Source organism: Kitasatospora albolonga (genome assembly GCA_002082585.1).
Lineage (GTDB): Bacteria > Actinomycetota > Actinomycetes > Streptomycetales > Streptomycetaceae > Streptomyces > Streptomyces stephensoniae.
On record CP020563.1, the window covers coordinates 6233782 to 6250403 of the forward strand.

Annotated in this window: 16 protein-coding genes; 13 read left to right on the forward strand and 3 right to left on the reverse strand. The window is 71.6% G+C overall.

Annotated elements, in window-relative coordinates; translation table 11 throughout:
- From B7C62_27665 to B7C62_27690, 6 genes are all read left to right on the forward strand, one after another.
- Positions 1-1254 (forward strand): 1-deoxy-D-xylulose-5-phosphate reductoisomerase, encoded by a 1254-nt coding sequence (locus tag B7C62_27665; GenBank protein ARF75612.1) that lies wholly within the window; start codon positions 1-3, stop codon positions 1252-1254.
- The gene (locus tag B7C62_27670; protein ID ARF75613.1) at positions 1251-2561 is read left to right on the forward strand and encodes a zinc metalloprotease; all 1311 of its coding nucleotides are present in this window, start codon (positions 1251-1253) and stop codon (positions 2559-2561) included. The genes B7C62_27665 and B7C62_27670 overlap by 4 nt, the downstream gene beginning before the upstream one ends.
- Before the next feature lie 177 nt (positions 2562-2738).
- Positions 2739-3896 (forward strand): 4-hydroxy-3-methylbut-2-en-1-yl diphosphate synthase, encoded by a 1158-nt coding sequence (locus B7C62_27675; protein ID ARF75614.1) that lies wholly within the window; start codon positions 2739-2741, stop codon positions 3894-3896.
- Between the two features lie 166 nt (positions 3897-4062).
- The gene (locus tag B7C62_27680; GenBank protein ARF75615.1) at positions 4063-4905 is read left to right on the forward strand and encodes a GNAT family N-acetyltransferase; all 843 of its coding nucleotides are present in this window, start codon (positions 4063-4065) and stop codon (positions 4903-4905) included.
- 68 nt (positions 4906-4973) lie between these two features.
- Positions 4974-5549 (forward strand): GNAT family N-acetyltransferase, encoded by a 576-nt coding sequence (locus B7C62_27685; GenBank protein ID ARF75616.1) that lies wholly within the window; start codon positions 4974-4976, stop codon positions 5547-5549.
- 69 nt (positions 5550-5618) lie between these two features.
- The gene (locus B7C62_27690) at positions 5619-7322 is read left to right on the forward strand and encodes a proline--tRNA ligase (GenBank protein ID ARF75617.1); all 1704 of its coding nucleotides are present in this window, start codon (positions 5619-5621) and stop codon (positions 7320-7322) included.
- Positions 7323-7386: 64 nt separating this feature from the next.
- On the opposite strand, the gene B7C62_27695 is transcribed toward B7C62_27690, so the two are convergent.
- The 3 genes from B7C62_27695 to B7C62_27705 are packed head-to-tail and all read right to left on the reverse strand — an operon-like array spanning position 7387 to position 9357.
- Entirely contained in the window at positions 7387-8304 is a 918-nt protein-coding gene (locus B7C62_27695; protein ARF75618.1) for a kinase, read from the reverse strand.
- 28 nt (positions 8305-8332) lie between these two features.
- The gene (locus tag B7C62_27700; protein ARF77400.1) at positions 8333-8842 is read right to left on the reverse strand and encodes a hypothetical protein; all 510 of its coding nucleotides are present in this window, start codon (positions 8840-8842) and stop codon (positions 8333-8335) included.
- Positions 8842-9357: a hypothetical protein gene (locus B7C62_27705; protein ID ARF75619.1), complete on the reverse strand. Its 516-nt coding sequence runs from the start codon at positions 9355-9357 to the stop codon at positions 8842-8844. Before B7C62_27705 ends, B7C62_27700 begins: the two co-directional genes overlap by 1 nt.
- A 177-nt stretch (positions 9358-9534) precedes the next feature.
- Between B7C62_27705 and B7C62_27710 the strand changes: the two genes are divergently transcribed.
- The 7 genes from B7C62_27710 to B7C62_27740 all read left to right on the forward strand — a co-directional run bounded on the left by B7C62_27710 (position 9535) and on the right by B7C62_27740 (position 16621).
- Positions 9535-10038, forward strand: a complete 504-nt coding sequence (locus tag B7C62_27710) for a ribosome maturation factor RimP (protein ID ARF75620.1) — start codon at positions 9535-9537, stop codon at positions 10036-10038.
- 2 nt (positions 10039-10040) lie between these two features.
- A complete protein-coding gene (locus B7C62_27715; GenBank protein ARF75621.1) occupies positions 10041-11081 on the forward strand; it encodes a transcription termination/antitermination protein NusA in 1041 nt (346 codons plus the stop codon).
- A 158-nt stretch (positions 11082-11239) separates the two neighbouring features.
- The gene (locus B7C62_27720; protein ARF75622.1) at positions 11240-11473 is read left to right on the forward strand and encodes a DNA-binding protein; all 234 of its coding nucleotides are present in this window, start codon (positions 11240-11242) and stop codon (positions 11471-11473) included.
- A 154-nt stretch (positions 11474-11627) separates the two neighbouring features.
- Entirely contained in the window at positions 11628-14735 is a 3108-nt protein-coding gene (locus B7C62_27725; GenBank protein ARF75623.1) for a translation initiation factor IF-2, read from the forward strand.
- Positions 14736-14914: 179 nt separating this feature from the next.
- Entirely contained in the window at positions 14915-15208 is a 294-nt protein-coding gene (locus B7C62_27730) for a hypothetical protein (protein ARF75624.1), read from the forward strand.
- Between the two features lie 37 nt (positions 15209-15245).
- Complete coding sequence (locus B7C62_27735; GenBank protein ID ARF75625.1) at positions 15246-15722, forward strand: ribosome-binding factor A; 477 nt, start codon at positions 15246-15248, stop codon at positions 15720-15722.
- Positions 15719-16621: a tRNA pseudouridine(55) synthase TruB gene (locus B7C62_27740; GenBank protein ARF75626.1), complete on the forward strand. Its 903-nt coding sequence runs from the start codon at positions 15719-15721 to the stop codon at positions 16619-16621. The genes B7C62_27735 and B7C62_27740 overlap by 4 nt, the downstream gene beginning before the upstream one ends.
- Position 16622 lies beyond the last annotated feature (1 nt).

A 16622-nucleotide genomic window follows, 5' to 3' on the forward strand; every position in this document is an offset into this window, starting at 1 on the left:
ATGAGCGACAGCCCCGCCCCCCTCGCCGATCCGCATCTTCTCTTCGACACCGCGGACGGCCGCCGGGATCTCGTGATCCTCGGCTCCACCGGGTCCATCGGCACCCAGGCCATCGACCTGGTCCTGCGCAACCCCGACCGCTTCCGGGTCACCGCGCTCTCCGCCGCCGGAGGCCGGACCGCCCTCCTCGCCGAGCAGGCCCACCTCCTGCGGGTGAACACGGTCGCCGTCGCCGACCCCGGCGCGGTCGGAGGACTGCGCGAGGCGCTGCGTGAGCGGTACGGGGCCGGGGAGCCGCTCCCCGAGATCCTCGCCGGGCCCGACGCGGCGGCCACGCTCGCCGCGAGCGAGTGCCACACCGTGCTCAACGGGATCACCGGCTCCATCGGGCTCGCCCCGACGCTGGCCGCGCTGAAGGCGGGCCGCACGCTCGCCCTCGCCAACAAGGAGTCGCTCATCGTCGGCGGCCCGCTGGTGAAGGCGCTCGCCGCCCCCGGCCAGATCATCCCGGTCGACTCCGAGCACGCCGCGCTCTTCCAGGCCCTGGCGGCCGGTAAACGCGCCGACGTCCGCAAGCTCGTCGTCACCGCGTCCGGCGGGCCCTTCCGGGGCCGTACGCGCGAGGAGCTGGCCGACGTCACCCGCGAGCAGGCACTCTCCCACCCCACCTGGGCGATGGGACCGGTCATCACGATCAACTCCGCGACGCTCGTCAACAAGGGTCTTGAGGTCATCGAGGCGCACCTCCTCTACGACATCCCCTTCGACCGCATCGAGGTCGTGGTCCACCCGCAGTCCTACGTCCACTCCATGGTCGAGTTCACCGACGGCTCGACCCTCGCCCAGGCCACCCCGCCGGACATGGGCGGCCCCATCGCCATCGGCCTCGGCTGGCCCGAGCGGGTCCCGGACGCGGCCCCCGCCTTCGACTGGTCGACGGCCTCCACCTGGGAGTTCTTCCCGCTGGACACCGAGGCGTTCCCGTCGGTCGGCCTCGCCCGGCACGTCGGTACGCTCGGCTCCACGGCACCCGCCGTCTTCAACGCGGCCAACGAGGAGTGCGTCGACGCCTTCCTCGCCGGACAGCTGCCCTTCAACGGAATCATGGATACGGTCACCGCTGTGGTGTCCGAACACGGCACCCCCGCCCCGGGAACCCCGCTCAGCGTCGCGGACGTCCTCGAAGCGGAAACCTGGGCCCGCGCACGGGCCCGGGAACTCTCGGCGAAAGCGACAGCGGAGGCGCGCGCATGAGTCTGACCTCGATCCTGCTGACGGTCCTGGGGATCGCCGTCTTCGTCGTGGGCCTGCTGTTCTCCATCGCCTGGCACGAGCTGGGCCACCTCTCCACGGCCAAGATGTTCGGCATCCGGGTCCCGCAGTACATGGTCGGATTCGGCCCCACGCTCTGGTCGAAGCAGAAGGGCGACACCGAGTACGGCATCAAGGCCATCCCGGCGGGCGGCTACATCCGCATGATCGGGATGTTCCCGCCCGGCGCCGACGGCCGCCTCGAAGCCCGCTCCACCTCACCGTGGCGCGGCATGATCGAGGACGCCCGCTCCGCCGCGTACGAGGAGCTCGAACCCGGCGACGAGAAGCGGCTCTTCTACACGCGCAAGCCGTGGAAGCGCGTCATCGTCATGTTCGCCGGTCCCTTCATGAACCTGATCCTCGCCGTCGCGATCTTCATGGGCGTCGCGATGACCTTCGGCTTCCAGACGCAGACCACCGAGGTCGCCGGGGTCCAGCAGTGCGTGATCTCGCAGAGCGAGAAGCGCGACACCTGCAAGAGCACCGACCCGGTCTCCCCGGCCAAGGCCGCGGGGCTGAAGGAAGGCGACAGGATCGTCGCCTTCGACGGGCAGAAGGTCACCAACTGGGCCGCGCTCTCGGAGCGCATCCGCAACACCATCGGCCCCGCCACCATCACCGTCGAGCGCGGCGGCCAGGAGGTGACCCTCAACGCCGTCCTGCGCGAGAACGCCGTCGCGAAGAAGGACGCCAGGGGTGACGTCATCCCCGACCAGTACATCAAGGCGGGTTACCTCGGCTTCGCCGCCCAGACGGAGATCGTGCCGCTCGGCTTCGGTGACTCCGTCGTGCGCATGGGCGACATGATCGAGAACGGTGTCGACGCGATCATCGCGCTGCCCTCCAAGATCCCCGACCTGTGGAACGCGGCCTTCAGCGACGGCCAGCGCGCCGACGACTCGCCGGTCGGCGTGGTGGGCGCGGCCCGGATCGGCGGCGAGGTGATGAACCTCGACATCCCGGCGCAGAACCAGGTCGCGATGATGCTGTTCCTGCTCGCGGGCTTCAACCTGTCGCTGTTCCTGTTCAACATGCTGCCGCTGCTCCCGCTGGACGGGGGGCACATCGCGGGCGCGCTCTGGGAGTCGCTGCGGCGCAATCTGGCCAAGGTCTTCCGGCGCCCGGACCCGGGCCCGTTCGACGTGGCCAAGCTGATGCCGGTCGCCTATGTGGTCGCCGGACTCTTCATCTGCTTCACGCTGCTGGTCCTGGTGGCCGACATCGTGAACCCCGTCAAGATCAGCTGAGCCTCCGCAGAAGGAGCCCCCGGAGGTGGCCGCCGGGTACACGCCTTGTGCCCGGTCGGTCACCATCTGGTTGACTTGTCCGTACGGTGCGTGCGCCCCGGCTCCGGTGCCGTAACCTCGAAGCCTGGAGCCCGCCGACATCGGGACCTTGATCCACACCTTGGGGATGCACAGCGCATGACTGCGATTTCTCTCGGAATGCCGGCCGTTCCGACCAAGCTCGCCGACCGAAGGGTCAGCCGACAGATCCAGGTCGGCTCGGTCGCGGTCGGCGGTGACGCGCCCGTTTCCGTGCAGTCGATGACGACGACACGTACGTCGGACATCGGTGCCACGCTCCAGCAGATCGCCGAGCTGACGGCGTCCGGCTGCCAGATCGTCCGCGTCGCCTGCCCGACCCAGGACGACGCCGACGCGCTCGCCACGATCGCGAAGAAGTCGCAGATCCCGGTGATCGCCGACATCCACTTCCAGCCGAAGTACGTCTTCGCCGCGATCGACGCGGGCTGCGCCGCGGTCCGGGTCAACCCCGGCAACATCAAGCAGTTCGACGACAAGGTCAAGGAGATCGCCAAGGCGGCAGGCGAGACCGGCACCCCGATCCGGATCGGCGTCAACGCCGGTTCCCTGGACGCGCGGCTCCTGAAGAAGTACGGCAAGGCCACCCCCGAGGCCCTCGTCGAGTCGGCCCTGTGGGAGGCGTCCCTCTTCGAGGAGCACGGCTTCGGCGACATCAAGATCTCGGTCAAGCACAACGACCCGGTCGTCATGGTCAACGCCTACCGCCAGCTCGCCGCCCAGAGCGACTACCCGCTCCACCTCGGCGTCACCGAAGCCGGACCGGCGTTCCAGGGCACCATCAAGTCGGCCGTCGCCTTCGGTGCGCTGCTCTCCGAGGGCATCGGCGACACCATCCGCGTCTCCCTCTCGGCCCCGCCCGCCGAGGAGGTCAAGGTCGGCCTCCAGATCCTGGAGGCGCTCAACCTCAAGCAGCGCCGCCTGGAGATCGTCTCCTGCCCCTCCTGCGGCCGCGCCCAGGTCGACGTCTACAAGCTCGCCGACCAGGTCAGCGCCGGTCTGGAGGGCATGGAGGTCCCGCTGCGCGTCGCGGTCATGGGCTGCGTCGTCAACGGCCCCGGCGAGGCCCGCGAGGCCGACCTCGGCGTCGCCTCCGGCAACGGCAAGGGCCAGATCTTCGTCAAGGGCGAGGTCATCAAGACCGTCCCCGAGTCGAAGATCGTCGAGACCCTCATCGAGGAAGCCCTCAAGATCGCCGAGCAGATGGAGAAGGACGGCATCGCCTCCGGCGAACCCCAGGTCTCCATCGGCGCCTGACCTGCGCCCAACCCCGCCATCACCGCCCCGCCGGGCCCCGAGCCCGGCGGGGCGGTGGCGTGTCCAGGACGTCCGCGGGAGCCCGCTCACGGACCCGGGCAGCGTTCGACAGCCTTGTTGGGTACAGTGCGGAAATCAGCAGACCGCATGGTGAGGCCCCCTCGTGTTGACGCAGACCACCACCCGGGTCCTCGAACCCAGCGACCTCGGCGCAGCGCTCGCCATCCTGGAGAGCGAGCCCGTGGCCAACGCCTTTGTGACGTCCCGCGTACAGGTGGCGGGGCTCGATCCCTGGCGCCTGGGCGGCGAGATGTGGGGCTGGTACGCCGACGGCAGGCTCCGCTCGCTCTGTTACGCCGGTGCCAACTTGGTCCCCATCTGCGCCGGGCCCGAAGCCGTACGCGCCTTCGCCGACCGGGCCCGCCGGGCAGGCCGCCGCTGCTCCTCGATCGTCGGCCCCGCCGAACCCACCGCCCTGCTCTGGCGGCTCCTGGAACCGGGCTGGGGCCCCGCCCGCGAGGTCCGCGCCAACCAGCCCCTCATGGTCACCGAGAGCCCCTCCGCCGACATCACCCCCGACCCGCTCGTCCGCCGCATCCGCAAGGACGAGATGGAGATCCTGATGCCCGCCTGCGTGGCGATGTTCACCGAGGAGGTCGGCATCTCCCCGCTGGCCGGGGACGGCGGCCTCCTCTACCAGGCCCGGGTCGCCGAACTCATCGGCTCCGGCCGCTCCTTCGCCCGGATCGACGACGGCAAGGTCGTCTTCAAGGCGGAGATCGGCGCCGCCACCCCCCAGGCATGCCAGATCCAGGGCGTCTGGGTCGCCCCCGAACACCGCGGCAAGGGCCTCTCCGAGACGGGCATGGCCGCCGTCCTGCGCTACGCCCTCGCCGATGTCGCCCCCGTCGTCAGCCTGTACGTGAACGACTACAACACCCCCGCCCGCAAGGCGTACCACCGCGTCGGCTTCCGCGAGACGGGCACCTTCATGAGCGTGCTGTTCTGACCCCGTACGGGGCGCTTCCCGGCCTCCGCGCGTACCGGCCCGCCCGCCCCGGCCAGTAGGGTTCCCGCATGGCACCAGCAGACGCCGGGAACGGCCCCGCGAACCCCGGCATCGAGGTCGGCCCCATCGATCTGGCCGCACGCGTCGACGAAGCCCTCCATGTCCAGGCCGCCGCCTTCGGGCTGAGCCAGGACGAGATCGACGTACGCCGCCACATCGTCCTGCGCCACCTGGACCACCCCCAGGCCCGCGCGCTCGGCGCCCTCACCCCTGACGGACGGCTCGTCGGCTTCGTCTACGGGCTGCCCAACGACCGTACCCACTGGTGGTCCACCGTTGTCGAGCCCTACCTCCGGGCCACCGGCTCCGACGGCTGGCTCGACGACTCCTTCGTCATCACCGAGCTCCACGTCCACCCCGGCCACCAGCGGCACGGCATCGGCCGTACCCTGATCACCACCATCACCGACGCCGTCCCGCACCCCCGCTCGATCCTCTCCGCGATCGACCGGGACAGCCCGGCCCGCACTCTGTACGGCGCACTCGGCTACCGCGACCTGGCCCGCCAGGTCGTCTTCCCCAGCGCCCCGCTCCCGTACGCGGTCATGGGCGCCCCCCTTCCGCTGCTCGGGCCCCGGGGCTGAATGGATTTCCGCCCGCCCGCACCGCACGGTTAACCTCGGGCTCACCACTTTCGCGAGCAGGAGTTCACCATGGCCCAGGTCCAGCGCATGTCCCGATTGATGATCAAGACACTGCGCGACGACCCGGCGGACGCCGAGACGCTCAGCCACAAGCTGCTGGTCCGCGCCGGATACGTACGCCGCAACGCGGCCGGCATCTGGTCCTGGCTGCCGCTCGGCAAGAAGGTCCTGGACAACATCTCCACCGTGGTCCGCGAGGAGATGGACGCCATCGGCGCCCAGGAGGTCCTGCTGCCCGCCCTGCTGCCCAAGGAGCCCTACGAGGCGTCCGGCCGCTGGGAGGAGTACGGCGACCTGCTCTTCCGCCTCCAGGACCGCAAGGGCGGCGACTACCTCCTCGGCCCCACCCACGAGGAGATCTTCACCCAGACCGTCAAGGACCAGTGCACGTCCTACAAGGACCTGCCGGTGATGCTCTACCAGATCCAGACGAAGTACCGCGACGAGGCCCGCCCCCGCTCCGGCGTGCTCCGCGGCCGCGAGTTCCTGATGAAGGACTCGTACAGCTTCGACACCACCGACGAGGGCCTCGCGCACTCCTACGCCCTGCACCGGGCCGCGTACATCAAGATCTTCGAGCGCATCGGCCTCGACCACCGTGTCGTCTCCGCCGTCTCCGGCGCGATGGGCGGCTCCGCGTCCGAGGAGTTCCTGGCGCCCGCCGCCGCCGGTGAGGACACCTTCGCGGACTGCCCGAACTGCGACTACGCCGCCAACACCGAGGCCGTGACCTTCGCGCTCGCCCCGGTCGACGGCTCGGCGCACGGCGCGGTCGAGGAGCTGGACACCCCCGACACCCCGACCATCGAGACGCTCGCCGAGCACCTGGGCGTCCCCGCCTCGGCCACCCTGAAGAACCTGCTGGTCAAGGTGGACGGCGAGATCGTGGCCGTCGGCGTCCCCGGCCACCGCGAGGTCGACCTCGGCAAGCTCGGCGAGCACCTGGCGCCCGCCGTCGTCGAGCTGGTCACCGCCGAGGACTTCGTCGGCCGCGACGACCTCGTACGCGGCTACGTCGGCCCCCAGGGCCTGGAGAAGGTCCGCTATCTGGCCGACCCCCGCGTGGCCCCCGGCACCGCCTGGATCACCGGCGCCAACAAGGAGGGCAAGCACGCGAAGAACGTCGTCGCGGGCCGTGACTTCGAGGTCGACGAGTACCTGGACGTCGTCGTGGTCGAGGAGGGCGACCCCTGCCCCAAGTGCGGTACCGGCCTCGTCCTGGACCGCGCCATCGAGATCGGCCACATCTTCCAGCTCGGCCGCAAGTACGCCGACACCTTCCAGCTCGACGTGCTGGGCCAGCAGGGCAAGCCCGTCCGCGTCACGATGGGCTCGTACGGCATCGGCGTCTCCCGCGCGGTGGCCGCCCTCGCCGAGCAGGCCGCCGACGACAAGGGCCTGTGCTGGCCCCGCGAGATCGCCCCGGCCGACGTCCACGTCGTCGCCGCGGGCAAGGCCCTCCAGACCGAGCTGGCCCTCGACGTCTCGGAGAAGCTCAACGCGGCGGGCCTGCGCGTCCTGGTCGACGACCGCCCCGGCGTCTCGCCCGGCGTGAAGTTCACCGACTCCGAGCTCATCGGCGTGCCGAAGATCCTGGTCGCGGGCCGCCGCTCCGCCGAAGGCGTCCTGGAGCTGAAGGACCGCCGCACCGGCGAGCGCGAGGAGCTCACGGTCGACGAGGCGATCGCCCGCCTCACGGCCGACCTGGCCTGACCGCGTACGGGAAGGGCCTCCGCGCACCGTGCGCGGAGGCCCTTCCCGTCAGGTACGTACGCGACTACAGCCAGCCCGCGAACTCCAGGTTGACCTCGCCCATCTGCCGCCGCCCCTCGGCCAGCGCCCGGGTGCCCGACTCGACCGCCCGGAACAGCGTCCAGCCGTGCAGCCGCGCCTGCTCCACCTCCAGCGACTCCGCCAGCTTCTTGACCCGCCGCCGGGCCGTCACCGGGCCGCCCGGGGAGGCGATCAGATCCTCCGCCCGGTCCCGCACCAGCCGCGCCAGGTCGTAGGCGCGCTCGCCCACCAGCGGCTCGGGACCCACCGTCAGCCACGGCGCGCGCTCACCGGAGAGCACCTTGCTCTGCCGGAAGTTGCCGTGCAGGAGCAGGAGTTCGGGGGAGCCCGCCAGCAGTTCCGTACGGGCCGCGAGGGCCGCCTCCACCAGCGGCGCCAGCGCCGGATCGGCCTCGGCCGCCGCCCGCATCCCCGCCGTCTGCCGCCCGGTCCGCTCGGCCACGGTCTCGAAGGGGTGGCCGACGGGCGGCTCCACCCACAGCCGCCGGACCGTGCCCGCCGCCTCCAGGAGCGCCTTGGCCTCCGGCAGCGACCGCAGCGACACCTCGTGGTGCAGCCGCTCCAGCAGCAGCGCCCCCGACGCCTCGGACTCCGGCGCGTCCAGCAGCTTCACCGCGCCCCAGCCGTTCCAGTGCGCCAGCGCCGCCCGCTCCCGCTCCGGTTCGGCGCCCGGCGGGGCGATCTTCAGCGCGGCCGGGGTCCCGTCGGCCCGCCGGACCAGGAGCACCAGGGCGCTGCGCCCGCCCGGGGCGGCCACCCGCTCCACGGCGAGGTCCGGCCCGGCGGCGCCGACGGCCCGTTCGGTGAGCGCGGGGAGCCGTTCCAGCCAGTCGGCCGCGGCTTCGTCCCCGTACATCTCGCCGAGCGCGCGCACCAGGCGCTGCGGCGGTTCGAAACCCATACGTCCGTTGTTCCCTTTCCGTCCTTCGTCAGCCCGTGCCGTCGGCTCCCGCGGCCTCCACCGGGCTCGTCCGCTCGGCCGGACCGGCGCTCGCGGCCCGCTCGGCGAGCCCCGGAAACACTACGTTGCCGCCCCGCCAGCGGGCCGCCCGCACGGCGGCCTCCCTCAGTGCGCCCGCCGCGTCGGCGCGCGCGGGCCCCTCGGTGGCCCGGACGAGATCGGAGTAGACGCCCGCCACCCGGTCCTCCAGGACGGCGGCGAGACGTACGGCCGACACGGCGTCGGTAACCGCGAAGGGCAGAGCGTACGCGGCGTCGGCGGCGACCGGCGCACCGCCCAGGTCACGCACGGTGCGCATCAGCGCGTCCCGGCGCGCGCGGTGGCCGTCGTACGCCGCGTTCGCCTCGGTGCGCCGCTTCCCGGGGACCCGGCCGCCGAGCACCCCGTACCCGTAGACCGCCGCGTGCTCGGCGGCCAGCGCGGCCTGGGCGGCGGTGAGGGCGGGGGAGGAGGGTCCGTCCTCAGAGCGAAGGGTGATCACGGGGTCTCCTTGGCCAGCTCGGTCAGCAGGTACGCGTGCGCCGCCGCTGCCGCCGCCACCGAGGCCAGCAGCCGGGCCAGCTCCGGTTCGGCGGTGAGCAGGGCCTCGGTGTGGGCGTCGGCCCTGCGGCGCTCGGCGGCGGCCAGCTCCTTCACCGCGGCCCTCGGGTCGGTGGACACCGGACCCGGCGCGGGCGGGACGGTCGCTTTTCCGCCAGCTGCCGACAGGGCCCTGGTGTGCTCCCGTACGGCCGCCCGCAGGGGCGCCAGGCCCGCTGCGAGCGCCGGATGGGCCTCGGCGGCCAGATCGTAGTGGGCGAGCGTCAGGGCGGCCGTGTGCGCCTCGGCCGTCCTCAGCTTCCGCTCGGCCCGGACCGCCTCGGCGTCGGCGCGCACGGGCCGGTCCCGGTCCGTGCTCTTCTCGTCGCCGCCGCAGCCGGTCAGCACCGCACCCAGTGCGAGAGCCCCCGTGGCGGTGAGCGCTCCCCTGCGGGTCGTCCCCGTGCTCCGCACGTTTCTCCTTCGGGCCGGGGACCGATCCTGACAGGATCTGTCCAGAAGTGATCACCGCAGGCGAGCGTACCCGCGGTGACAGGGCAGGCGGACGGCAACACCCCTGGCGACCGGATACCCTTTGACCTGACACACGACGATCCCCACAACAGCACACGCGGCCGAGGAGTCACCCGGATGAGCACCACCCAGAGCGAGAGGCTGCGCGGGCTGCTGGAACCGCTCGTCAGCGCGCAGCAGCTGGACCTCGAGGAGATCGAGGTGTCCCGGGCAGGCCGCCGCGGGGTGCTGCGGGTCATTGTGGACTCCGACGAGGGCGTGGAGCTGGACACCTGCGCGGAGCTGAGCCGCGCGATCTCCCAGAAGCTGGACGAGACCGACGTGATGGGCGAGGGCGAGTACGTCCTCGAAGTCAGCTCCCCCGGCGCCGAGCGCCCCCTCTCCGAGCCCCGGCACTACGTCCGCGCCACCGGCCGGCTGGCCAGGTTCCACCTCGCCGCCGACGGCTCCGGGGAGCTGGTCGCCCGCATCCTCTCCGTCGACGAGGACGGGCTCGACCTCGAAGTGCCCGGAGTCAAGGGCCGCAAGCCCACATCCCGCCGCCTCGCCTTCGACGAGATCGCCAGGGCGCGCGTGGAGATCGAATTCAACCGCAAGGACAAGAAGGAAGAGGAGGCGTAGCCGTGGACATCGATGTGAAGCTTCTGAAGGGCTTGGCGCAGGACAAGGAGATCCCCTTCGACGTGCTCGTCGCGGCGATCGAGTCGGCCCTCCTCATCGCGTACCACCGCACCGAGGGCAGCCACCGCCGGGCGCGCGTGAAGCTCGACGAGAACGGCCACGTCACCGTGTGGGCCAAGGAGGACCCGGCCGACCTCGAGGAGGGCCAGGAGCCCGAGGAGTTCGACGACACCCCCTCCGGGTTCGGCCGGATCGCCGCGACCACCGCCAAGCAGGTCATCCTGCAGCGGCTGCGCGACGCCGAGGACGACAAGACCTTCGGGGAGTACGCGGGCCACGAGGGCGATGTCGTCACCGGCGTCGTCCAGCAGGGCAAGGACCCCAAGAACGTCCTGGTCGACATCGGCAAGATGGAAGCCATGCTGCCGGTCCAGGAGCAGGTCCCGGGCGAGGAGTACACCCACGGCCTGCGTCTGCGTACGTATGTCGTACGGGTCGCCAAGGGCGTGCGCGGCCCCTCCGTGACGCTCTCGCGCACCCACCCGAACCTGGTGAAGAAGCTCTTCGCCCTGGAGGTCCCCGAGATCGCGGACGGCTCCGTGGTCATCGAGGCCATCGCCCGCGAGGCCGGTCACCGCACCAAGATCGCGGTCCGCTCCACCCGTTCGGGCCTGAACGCCAAGGGCGCCTGCATCGGCCCGATGGGCGGCCGGGTGCGCAACGTCATGGCCGAGCTGCACGGCGAGAAGATCGACATCGTGGACTGGTCGGACGACCCGGCCGAGATGGTCGCCAACGCGCTCTCGCCCGCCCGGGTGAGCAAGGTCGAGGTCGTCGACCTCGGCGCCCGCTCCGCCCGGGTCACCGTGCCGGACTACCAGCTGTCGCTGGCGATCGGCAAGGAGGGCCAGAACGCCCGCCTCGCCGCCCGGCTCACCGGCTGGCGCATCGACATCCGGCCGGACACCGAGACGGACGAGGAGCGCGAGAACGCCGACCGCGAGCGGGCCGAGCGGGCCCGGGAGCGCTCGGAAAGGCGTTGACCCGGAGCCGCTCCAGGGAATAGATCTTGGCCGTACGACGCTGAGATCACGACAACATCCGTTCGATTTTTGCCCCAAAGGGGTGAGGTCGGTACGGGGAGGTAGACTTAACCGTGTCTGGCCGGACGCAAGCCCGCGCTTGCCCCGAGCGAACCTGTGTGGGTTGCCGGGAGCGAGTGGCCAAGAGCGAGCTGCTGCGCATCGTGGTGGACGAGGGCGCCTGCGCCCCTGATCCACGCGGTACGCTGCCCGGCCGGGGTGCTTATGTGCACCCCACCCCTGTCTGTCTCGACCTGGCGGTTCGCCGCCGGGCGTTCCCCCGGGCCTTCAAGGCGAAGGGGCCGTTCGACACCGCGGCACTCACGCGGTTCGTCGAGCGGGTGACACCGTAAGAAAGCGCAAGTGAACGGCACGGGACCCCGTGCGGTCAGGTACCTCGCGAGTTGGAAGTAGGTCGAGATTGCGATGAGCACTCGATGAGTACGCGATGAGTACGCCCATGAAGTAGCGACGGTCCGGCGGTAACCCGGACCTAAAAGGAGCGAAGTGGCTAAGGTCCGGGTATACGAACTCGCCAAGGAGTTCGGCGTCGAGAGCAAGGTCGTCATGGCCAAGCTCCAAGAACTCGGTGAATTCGTCCGTTCGGCGTCCTCGACGATCGAGGCGCCGGTTGTGCGCAAGTTGACCGACGCACTGCAGGGACCCGGCGGCAACGCCGGAAAGTCCGCTGCCAAGCCGGGCGCGCCCCGCAAGGCGACGCCCGCGAAGCCCGCAGCGCCCTCCCCGGCCGCTGCGGCACGTCCCGCTGCCCCGAAGCCCGGCGCACCGGCCCCCAAGCCGGCCGCTGCCGAGGCCCCGGAGACCAGCACCCCCGCGGCGCCCTCCGCGCCGTCGGCGGGCCCCCGTCCGGGCCCGAAGCCCGCGCCGAAGGCGGCCCCGGTGACCCCGGTCCCGGCCGCCGAGTTCTCGGCTCCGGCTCCGGCCCCCGAGCGTCCGGCCGCCCCGCGGCCCACGGGCGCAACCCCCGGCCCGCGTCCCACCCCCGCCCGTCCGGCTCCGGCCGGCGGCCAGCGCGACGGTGGAGCGCGTGACGGCGGCCAGCGCGGTGGCGAGCGTGGCGGCGACCGCCCCGCACGTCCCGCCGGTCAGGGCGCCCCGCGCCCCGGCGGCGCCCGTCCGGCCGGTCCCCGTCCGGGCAACAACCCCTTCACCTCCGGCGGTTCCACCGGCATGGCGCGCCCCTCGGCGCCCCGTCCCGGCGGTGCCCCGCGCCCCGGTGGCGGCCAGGAGCGCCCCGGCGCCCCGCGTCCCCAGGGCGGCCCCGGCGGCGCCCCGCGTCCGCAGGGCGGTCAGGGTCAGGGCGGTGCCCGTCCCACTCCGGGCGGCATGCCCCGCCCGCAGGCTCCGCGTCCCGGCGGCGGCCCCGCCGGTAACCGCCCCAACCCGGGCATGATGCCGCAGCGTCCCGCTGCCGGACCGCGCCCCGGTCCCGGCGGTGGCGGCCGTGGCCCCGGTGCCGGCGGTCGTCCCGGCGGCGGTGCCGGTCGTCCCGGTGGCGGCGGCGGCTTCGCCGGTCGTCCCGGTGGCGGCGGTGGCGGCGGCTTCGCAGGCCGTCCGGCCGGTCCCGGCGGTGGCGGCGGCGGTGCCGGTCGTCCCGGTGGCGGCGGCGGCTTCGGCGGCCGTCCCGGCTTCGGCGGTCGTCCGGGTGGTCCCGGCGGCCGCGGTGGCACGCAGGGTGCGTTCGGCCGTCCCGGCGGTCCGGCGCGTCGTGGCCGCAAGTCGAAGCGGCAGAGGCGCCAGGAGTACGAGGCCATGCAGGCCCCGTCCGTCGGCGGCGTGATGCTGCCCCGCGGCAACGGACAGGCCGTCCGGCTGTCGCGCGGTGCCTCCCTCACCGACTTCGCGGAGAAGATCAACGCCAACCCGGCGTCGCTCGTCGCCGTGATGATGAACCTCGGCGAGATGGTCACGGCCACGCAGTCGGTCTCCGACGAGACGCTGAAGCTCCTCGCCGAGGAGATGAACTACGTCCTGGAGATCGTCAGCCCGGAGGAGGAGGACCGCGAGCTGCTCGAGTCCTTCGACATCGAGTTCGGCGAGGACGAGGGCGGCGAAGAGGCACTGGTCTCCCGTCCGCCGGTCGTGACCGTCATGGGTCACGTCGACCACGGTAAGACCCGGCTCCTCGACGCGATCCGCAAGACCAACGTGGTCGCGGGCGAGGCCGGTGGCATCACCCAGCACATCGGTGCCTACCAGGTCACGACGGACGTCAACGACGAAGAGCGCAAGATCACCTTCATCGACACCCCGGGTCACGAGGCGTTCACCGCCATGCGTGCTCGTGGTGCGAAGTCGACCGACATCGCGATCCTCGTGGTGGCGGCCAACGACGGTGTGATGCCCCAGACGATCGAGGCGCTGAACCACGCCAAGGCGGCCGAGGTGCCGATCGTGGTCGCGGTCAACAAGATCGACGTCGAGGGCGCCGACCCGACCAAGGTGCGCGGTCAGCTCACCGAGTTCGGTCTGGTGGCCGAGGAGTACGGCGGCGACACCATGTTCGTCGACATCTCCGCCAAGCAGGGCCTCAACATCGAGGCGCTCCTGGAGGCCGTCGTCCTCACCGCCGACGCCTCGCTCGACCTGCGGGCCAACCCGAACCAGGACGCGCAGGGTATTGCGATCGAGTCCCACCTCGACCGCGGTCGCGGTGCCGTCTCGACCGTCCTGGTCCAGCGCGGAACGCTGCGCATCGGCGACACGATGGTCGTGGGCGACGCCTACGGCCGGGTGCGCGCCATGCTCGACGACAACGGTCAGAACGTGCAGGAAGCGGGTCCCTCGACCCCCGTCCTGGTGCTCGGTCTCACCAACGTCCCGGGCGCAGGCGACAACTTCCTGGTCGTCGACGAGGACCGTACGGCCCGTCAGATCGCCGAGAAGCGTGCCGCCCGCGAGCGCAACGCCAACTTCGCCCGCAAGGGTGTCCGGTTCTCCCTGGAGAACCTGGACGAGGCGCTCAAGGCCGGTCTGGTCCAGGAGCTCAACCTCATCATCAAGGGCGACGCGTCCGGTTCGGTGGAGGCTCTCGAGTCCTCGCTGCTCCAGCTCGACGTCGGTGAAGAGGTCGACATCCGGGTCCTGCACCGTGGTGTGGGTGCGGTCACCGAGTCGGACATCAACCTGGCGACCGGTTCCGACGCCATCGTGATCGGCTTCAACGTGCGCGCCGCAGGGCGTGCCGAGCAGATGGCCGAGCGCGAGGGCGTGGACGTCCGGTACTACTCGGTCATCTACCAGGCGATCGAAGAGATCGAAGCGGCCCTCAAGGGCATGCTCAAGCCGGAGTACGAAGAGGTCGAGCTCGGTACGGCGGAGATCCGCGAGATCTTCCGCTCGTCCAAGCTGGGCAACATCGCCGGTGTGCTGGTCCGCTCCGGCGAGGTCAAGCGCAACACCAAGGCGCGCCTGCTGCGCGATGGCAAGGTCATCGCGGAGAACCTCAACATCTCCGGTCTGCGCCGCTTCAAGGACGACGTCACCGAGATCCGCGAAGGCTTCGAGGGCGGTATCAACCTCGGAAACTTCAACGACATCAAGATCGACGACGTCATCGCGACGTACGAGATGCGCGAGAAGCCGCGAGGCTGATCCGCAGGGTTCGAGGAGCGTTCCGGGGGACCATCCCCCGGTCCGCTCCCACCACGGTCGGGGCCGGTCGACGGGTCGTAATTTCCGTCGATCGGCCCCGGCCGTTCCGGTACGGTTCTGCTGTCCCCGCCAAGCTCTGGCGGGGCACGAACCCGAACCGGCGGGACATCCGGACACACATGTATGTGGGGACCCTGTCCTTCGATCTGCTCCTCGGCGACGTACGGTCGTTGAAGGAGAAACGCTCCGTCGTCCGTCCGATCGTCGCCGAACTCCAGCGCAAGTACGCGGTGAGTGCGGCGGAGACGGGCGGGCAGGATCTCCACCGCAGGGCCGAGATCGGCCTCGCCGTGGTCTCCGGTGACACCGGACATCTGACGGACGTGCTGGACCGGTGCGAGCGGCTGGTCGCCGCCCGCCCCGAGGTGGAGCTGCTGTCGGTGAGACGGCGGCTGCACAGTGACGAAGACTGACACGCAAGCGAACACCAGAAGGAAGAGTGACGGACCGGTGACCGACAACGCGCGGGCCCGCAAGCTGGCCGATCGCATCCAGGTCGTGGTCGCGGAGACCCTGGACCGGCGAATCAAAGATCCGCGGCTGGGATTCGTGACGATCACGGACGCCCGGGTCACCGGCGACCTGCGGGAGGCCACGGTCTTCTACACGGTCTACGGCGACGACGAGGAGCGCGCGGCCTCCGCCGCCGCGCTGGAGAGCGCCAAGGGCGTGCTCCGCTCCGAGGTCGGCCGGCAGACCGGGGTCCGGTTCACGCCGACCCTGGCCTTCGTCCCGGACGCCCTCCCGGACAACGCCCGCACCATCGAGGACCTCCTCGACAAGGCGCGCGCCAAGGACGCGCAGGTGCGCGAGGTCTCCACGGGCGCGACGTACGCCGGGGACGCCGACCCGTACCGCAAGCCCGAGGACGACGAGAACGAGACCGACGGACCCTCCGAGAAGAACGAGGGCCCGGCCTCCGCATGACCGAGCAGCAGACCACCACGCCGGACGGCCTTGTCATCGTCGACAAGCCGTCCGGCTTCACTTCGCACGACGTCGTGGCCAAGATGCGCGGCATCGCCCGCACCCGCCGGGTCGGCCACGCCGGAACGCTGGACCCGATGGCGACCGGAGTCCTCGTGCTCGGGGTCCAGCGGGCCACCAAGCTCCTCGGCCACCTCGCGCTGACGGAGAAGGAGTACCTGGGCACCATCCGGCTCGGCCAGGACACCGTCACCGACGACGCCGAGGGCGAGATCACCTCCTCCACCGACGCGTCCGGTGTGACCCGTGAGGGCATCGACGCCGGAGTGGCGGCCCTGACCGGCGCGATCATGCAGGTCCCGTCCAAGGTCAGCGCCATCAAGATCGACGGCAAGCGGTCCTACGCGCGGGTGCGCGGCGGCGAGGAGTTCGAGATCCCGGCCCGCCCGGTGACCGTCTCCTCCTTCCGTGTCTACGACGTCCGCGAGGCCGTCGCGGAGGACGGCACCCCCGTCCTCGACCTGGTCGTCTCCGTCGTCTGCTCCTCGGGGACGTACATCCGCGCCCTCGCCCGCGACCTCGGCGCCGGACTCGGCGTCGGCGGCCACCTCACCGCGCTGCGCCGCACCCGCGTCGGCCCCTACGGACTGGACGCGGCCCGCACGCTCGACCAGCACAAGGAGGAGCTGACGGTCATGCCGGTCGCCGAGGCCGCCGCGTCCGCCTTCCCGCGGTGGGACGTGGACGAGAAGCGCGCCAAGCTGCTCCTCAACGGCGTACGGCTGGACATGCCGACGTACCCGCCGGGGCCGGTCGCGGTCTTCGGGCCGGACGGGGCGTTCCTCGTGCTGGTGGAGGAGGAGAAGGGCAAGGCCAAGAGCCTCGCGGTCTTCGCCTGAC

Coding starts and splice junctions, on each gene's coding strand:
- B7C62_27665 (ARF75612.1), top strand. CDS start 1: ATGAGCGACAGCCCCGCCCCCCTCGCCGATCCGCATCTTCTCTTCGAC.
- B7C62_27670 (ARF75613.1), top strand. CDS start 1,251: ATGAGTCTGACCTCGATCCTGCTGACGGTCCTGGGGATCGCCGTCTTC.
- B7C62_27675 (ARF75614.1), top strand. CDS start 2,739: ATGACTGCGATTTCTCTCGGAATGCCGGCCGTTCCGACCAAGCTCGCC.
- B7C62_27685 (ARF75616.1), top strand. CDS start 4,974: ATGGCACCAGCAGACGCCGGGAACGGCCCCGCGAACCCCGGCATCGAG.
- B7C62_27690 (ARF75617.1), top strand. CDS start 5,619: ATGGCCCAGGTCCAGCGCATGTCCCGATTGATGATCAAGACACTGCGC.
- B7C62_27695 (ARF75618.1), bottom strand. CDS start 8,304: ATGGGTTTCGAACCGCCGCAGCGCCTGGTGCGCGCGCTCGGCGAGATG.
- B7C62_27710 (ARF75620.1), top strand. CDS start 9,535: ATGAGCACCACCCAGAGCGAGAGGCTGCGCGGGCTGCTGGAACCGCTC.
- B7C62_27730 (ARF75624.1), top strand. CDS start 14,915: ATGTATGTGGGGACCCTGTCCTTCGATCTGCTCCTCGGCGACGTACGG.
- B7C62_27740 (ARF75626.1), top strand. CDS start 15,719: ATGACCGAGCAGCAGACCACCACGCCGGACGGCCTTGTCATCGTCGAC.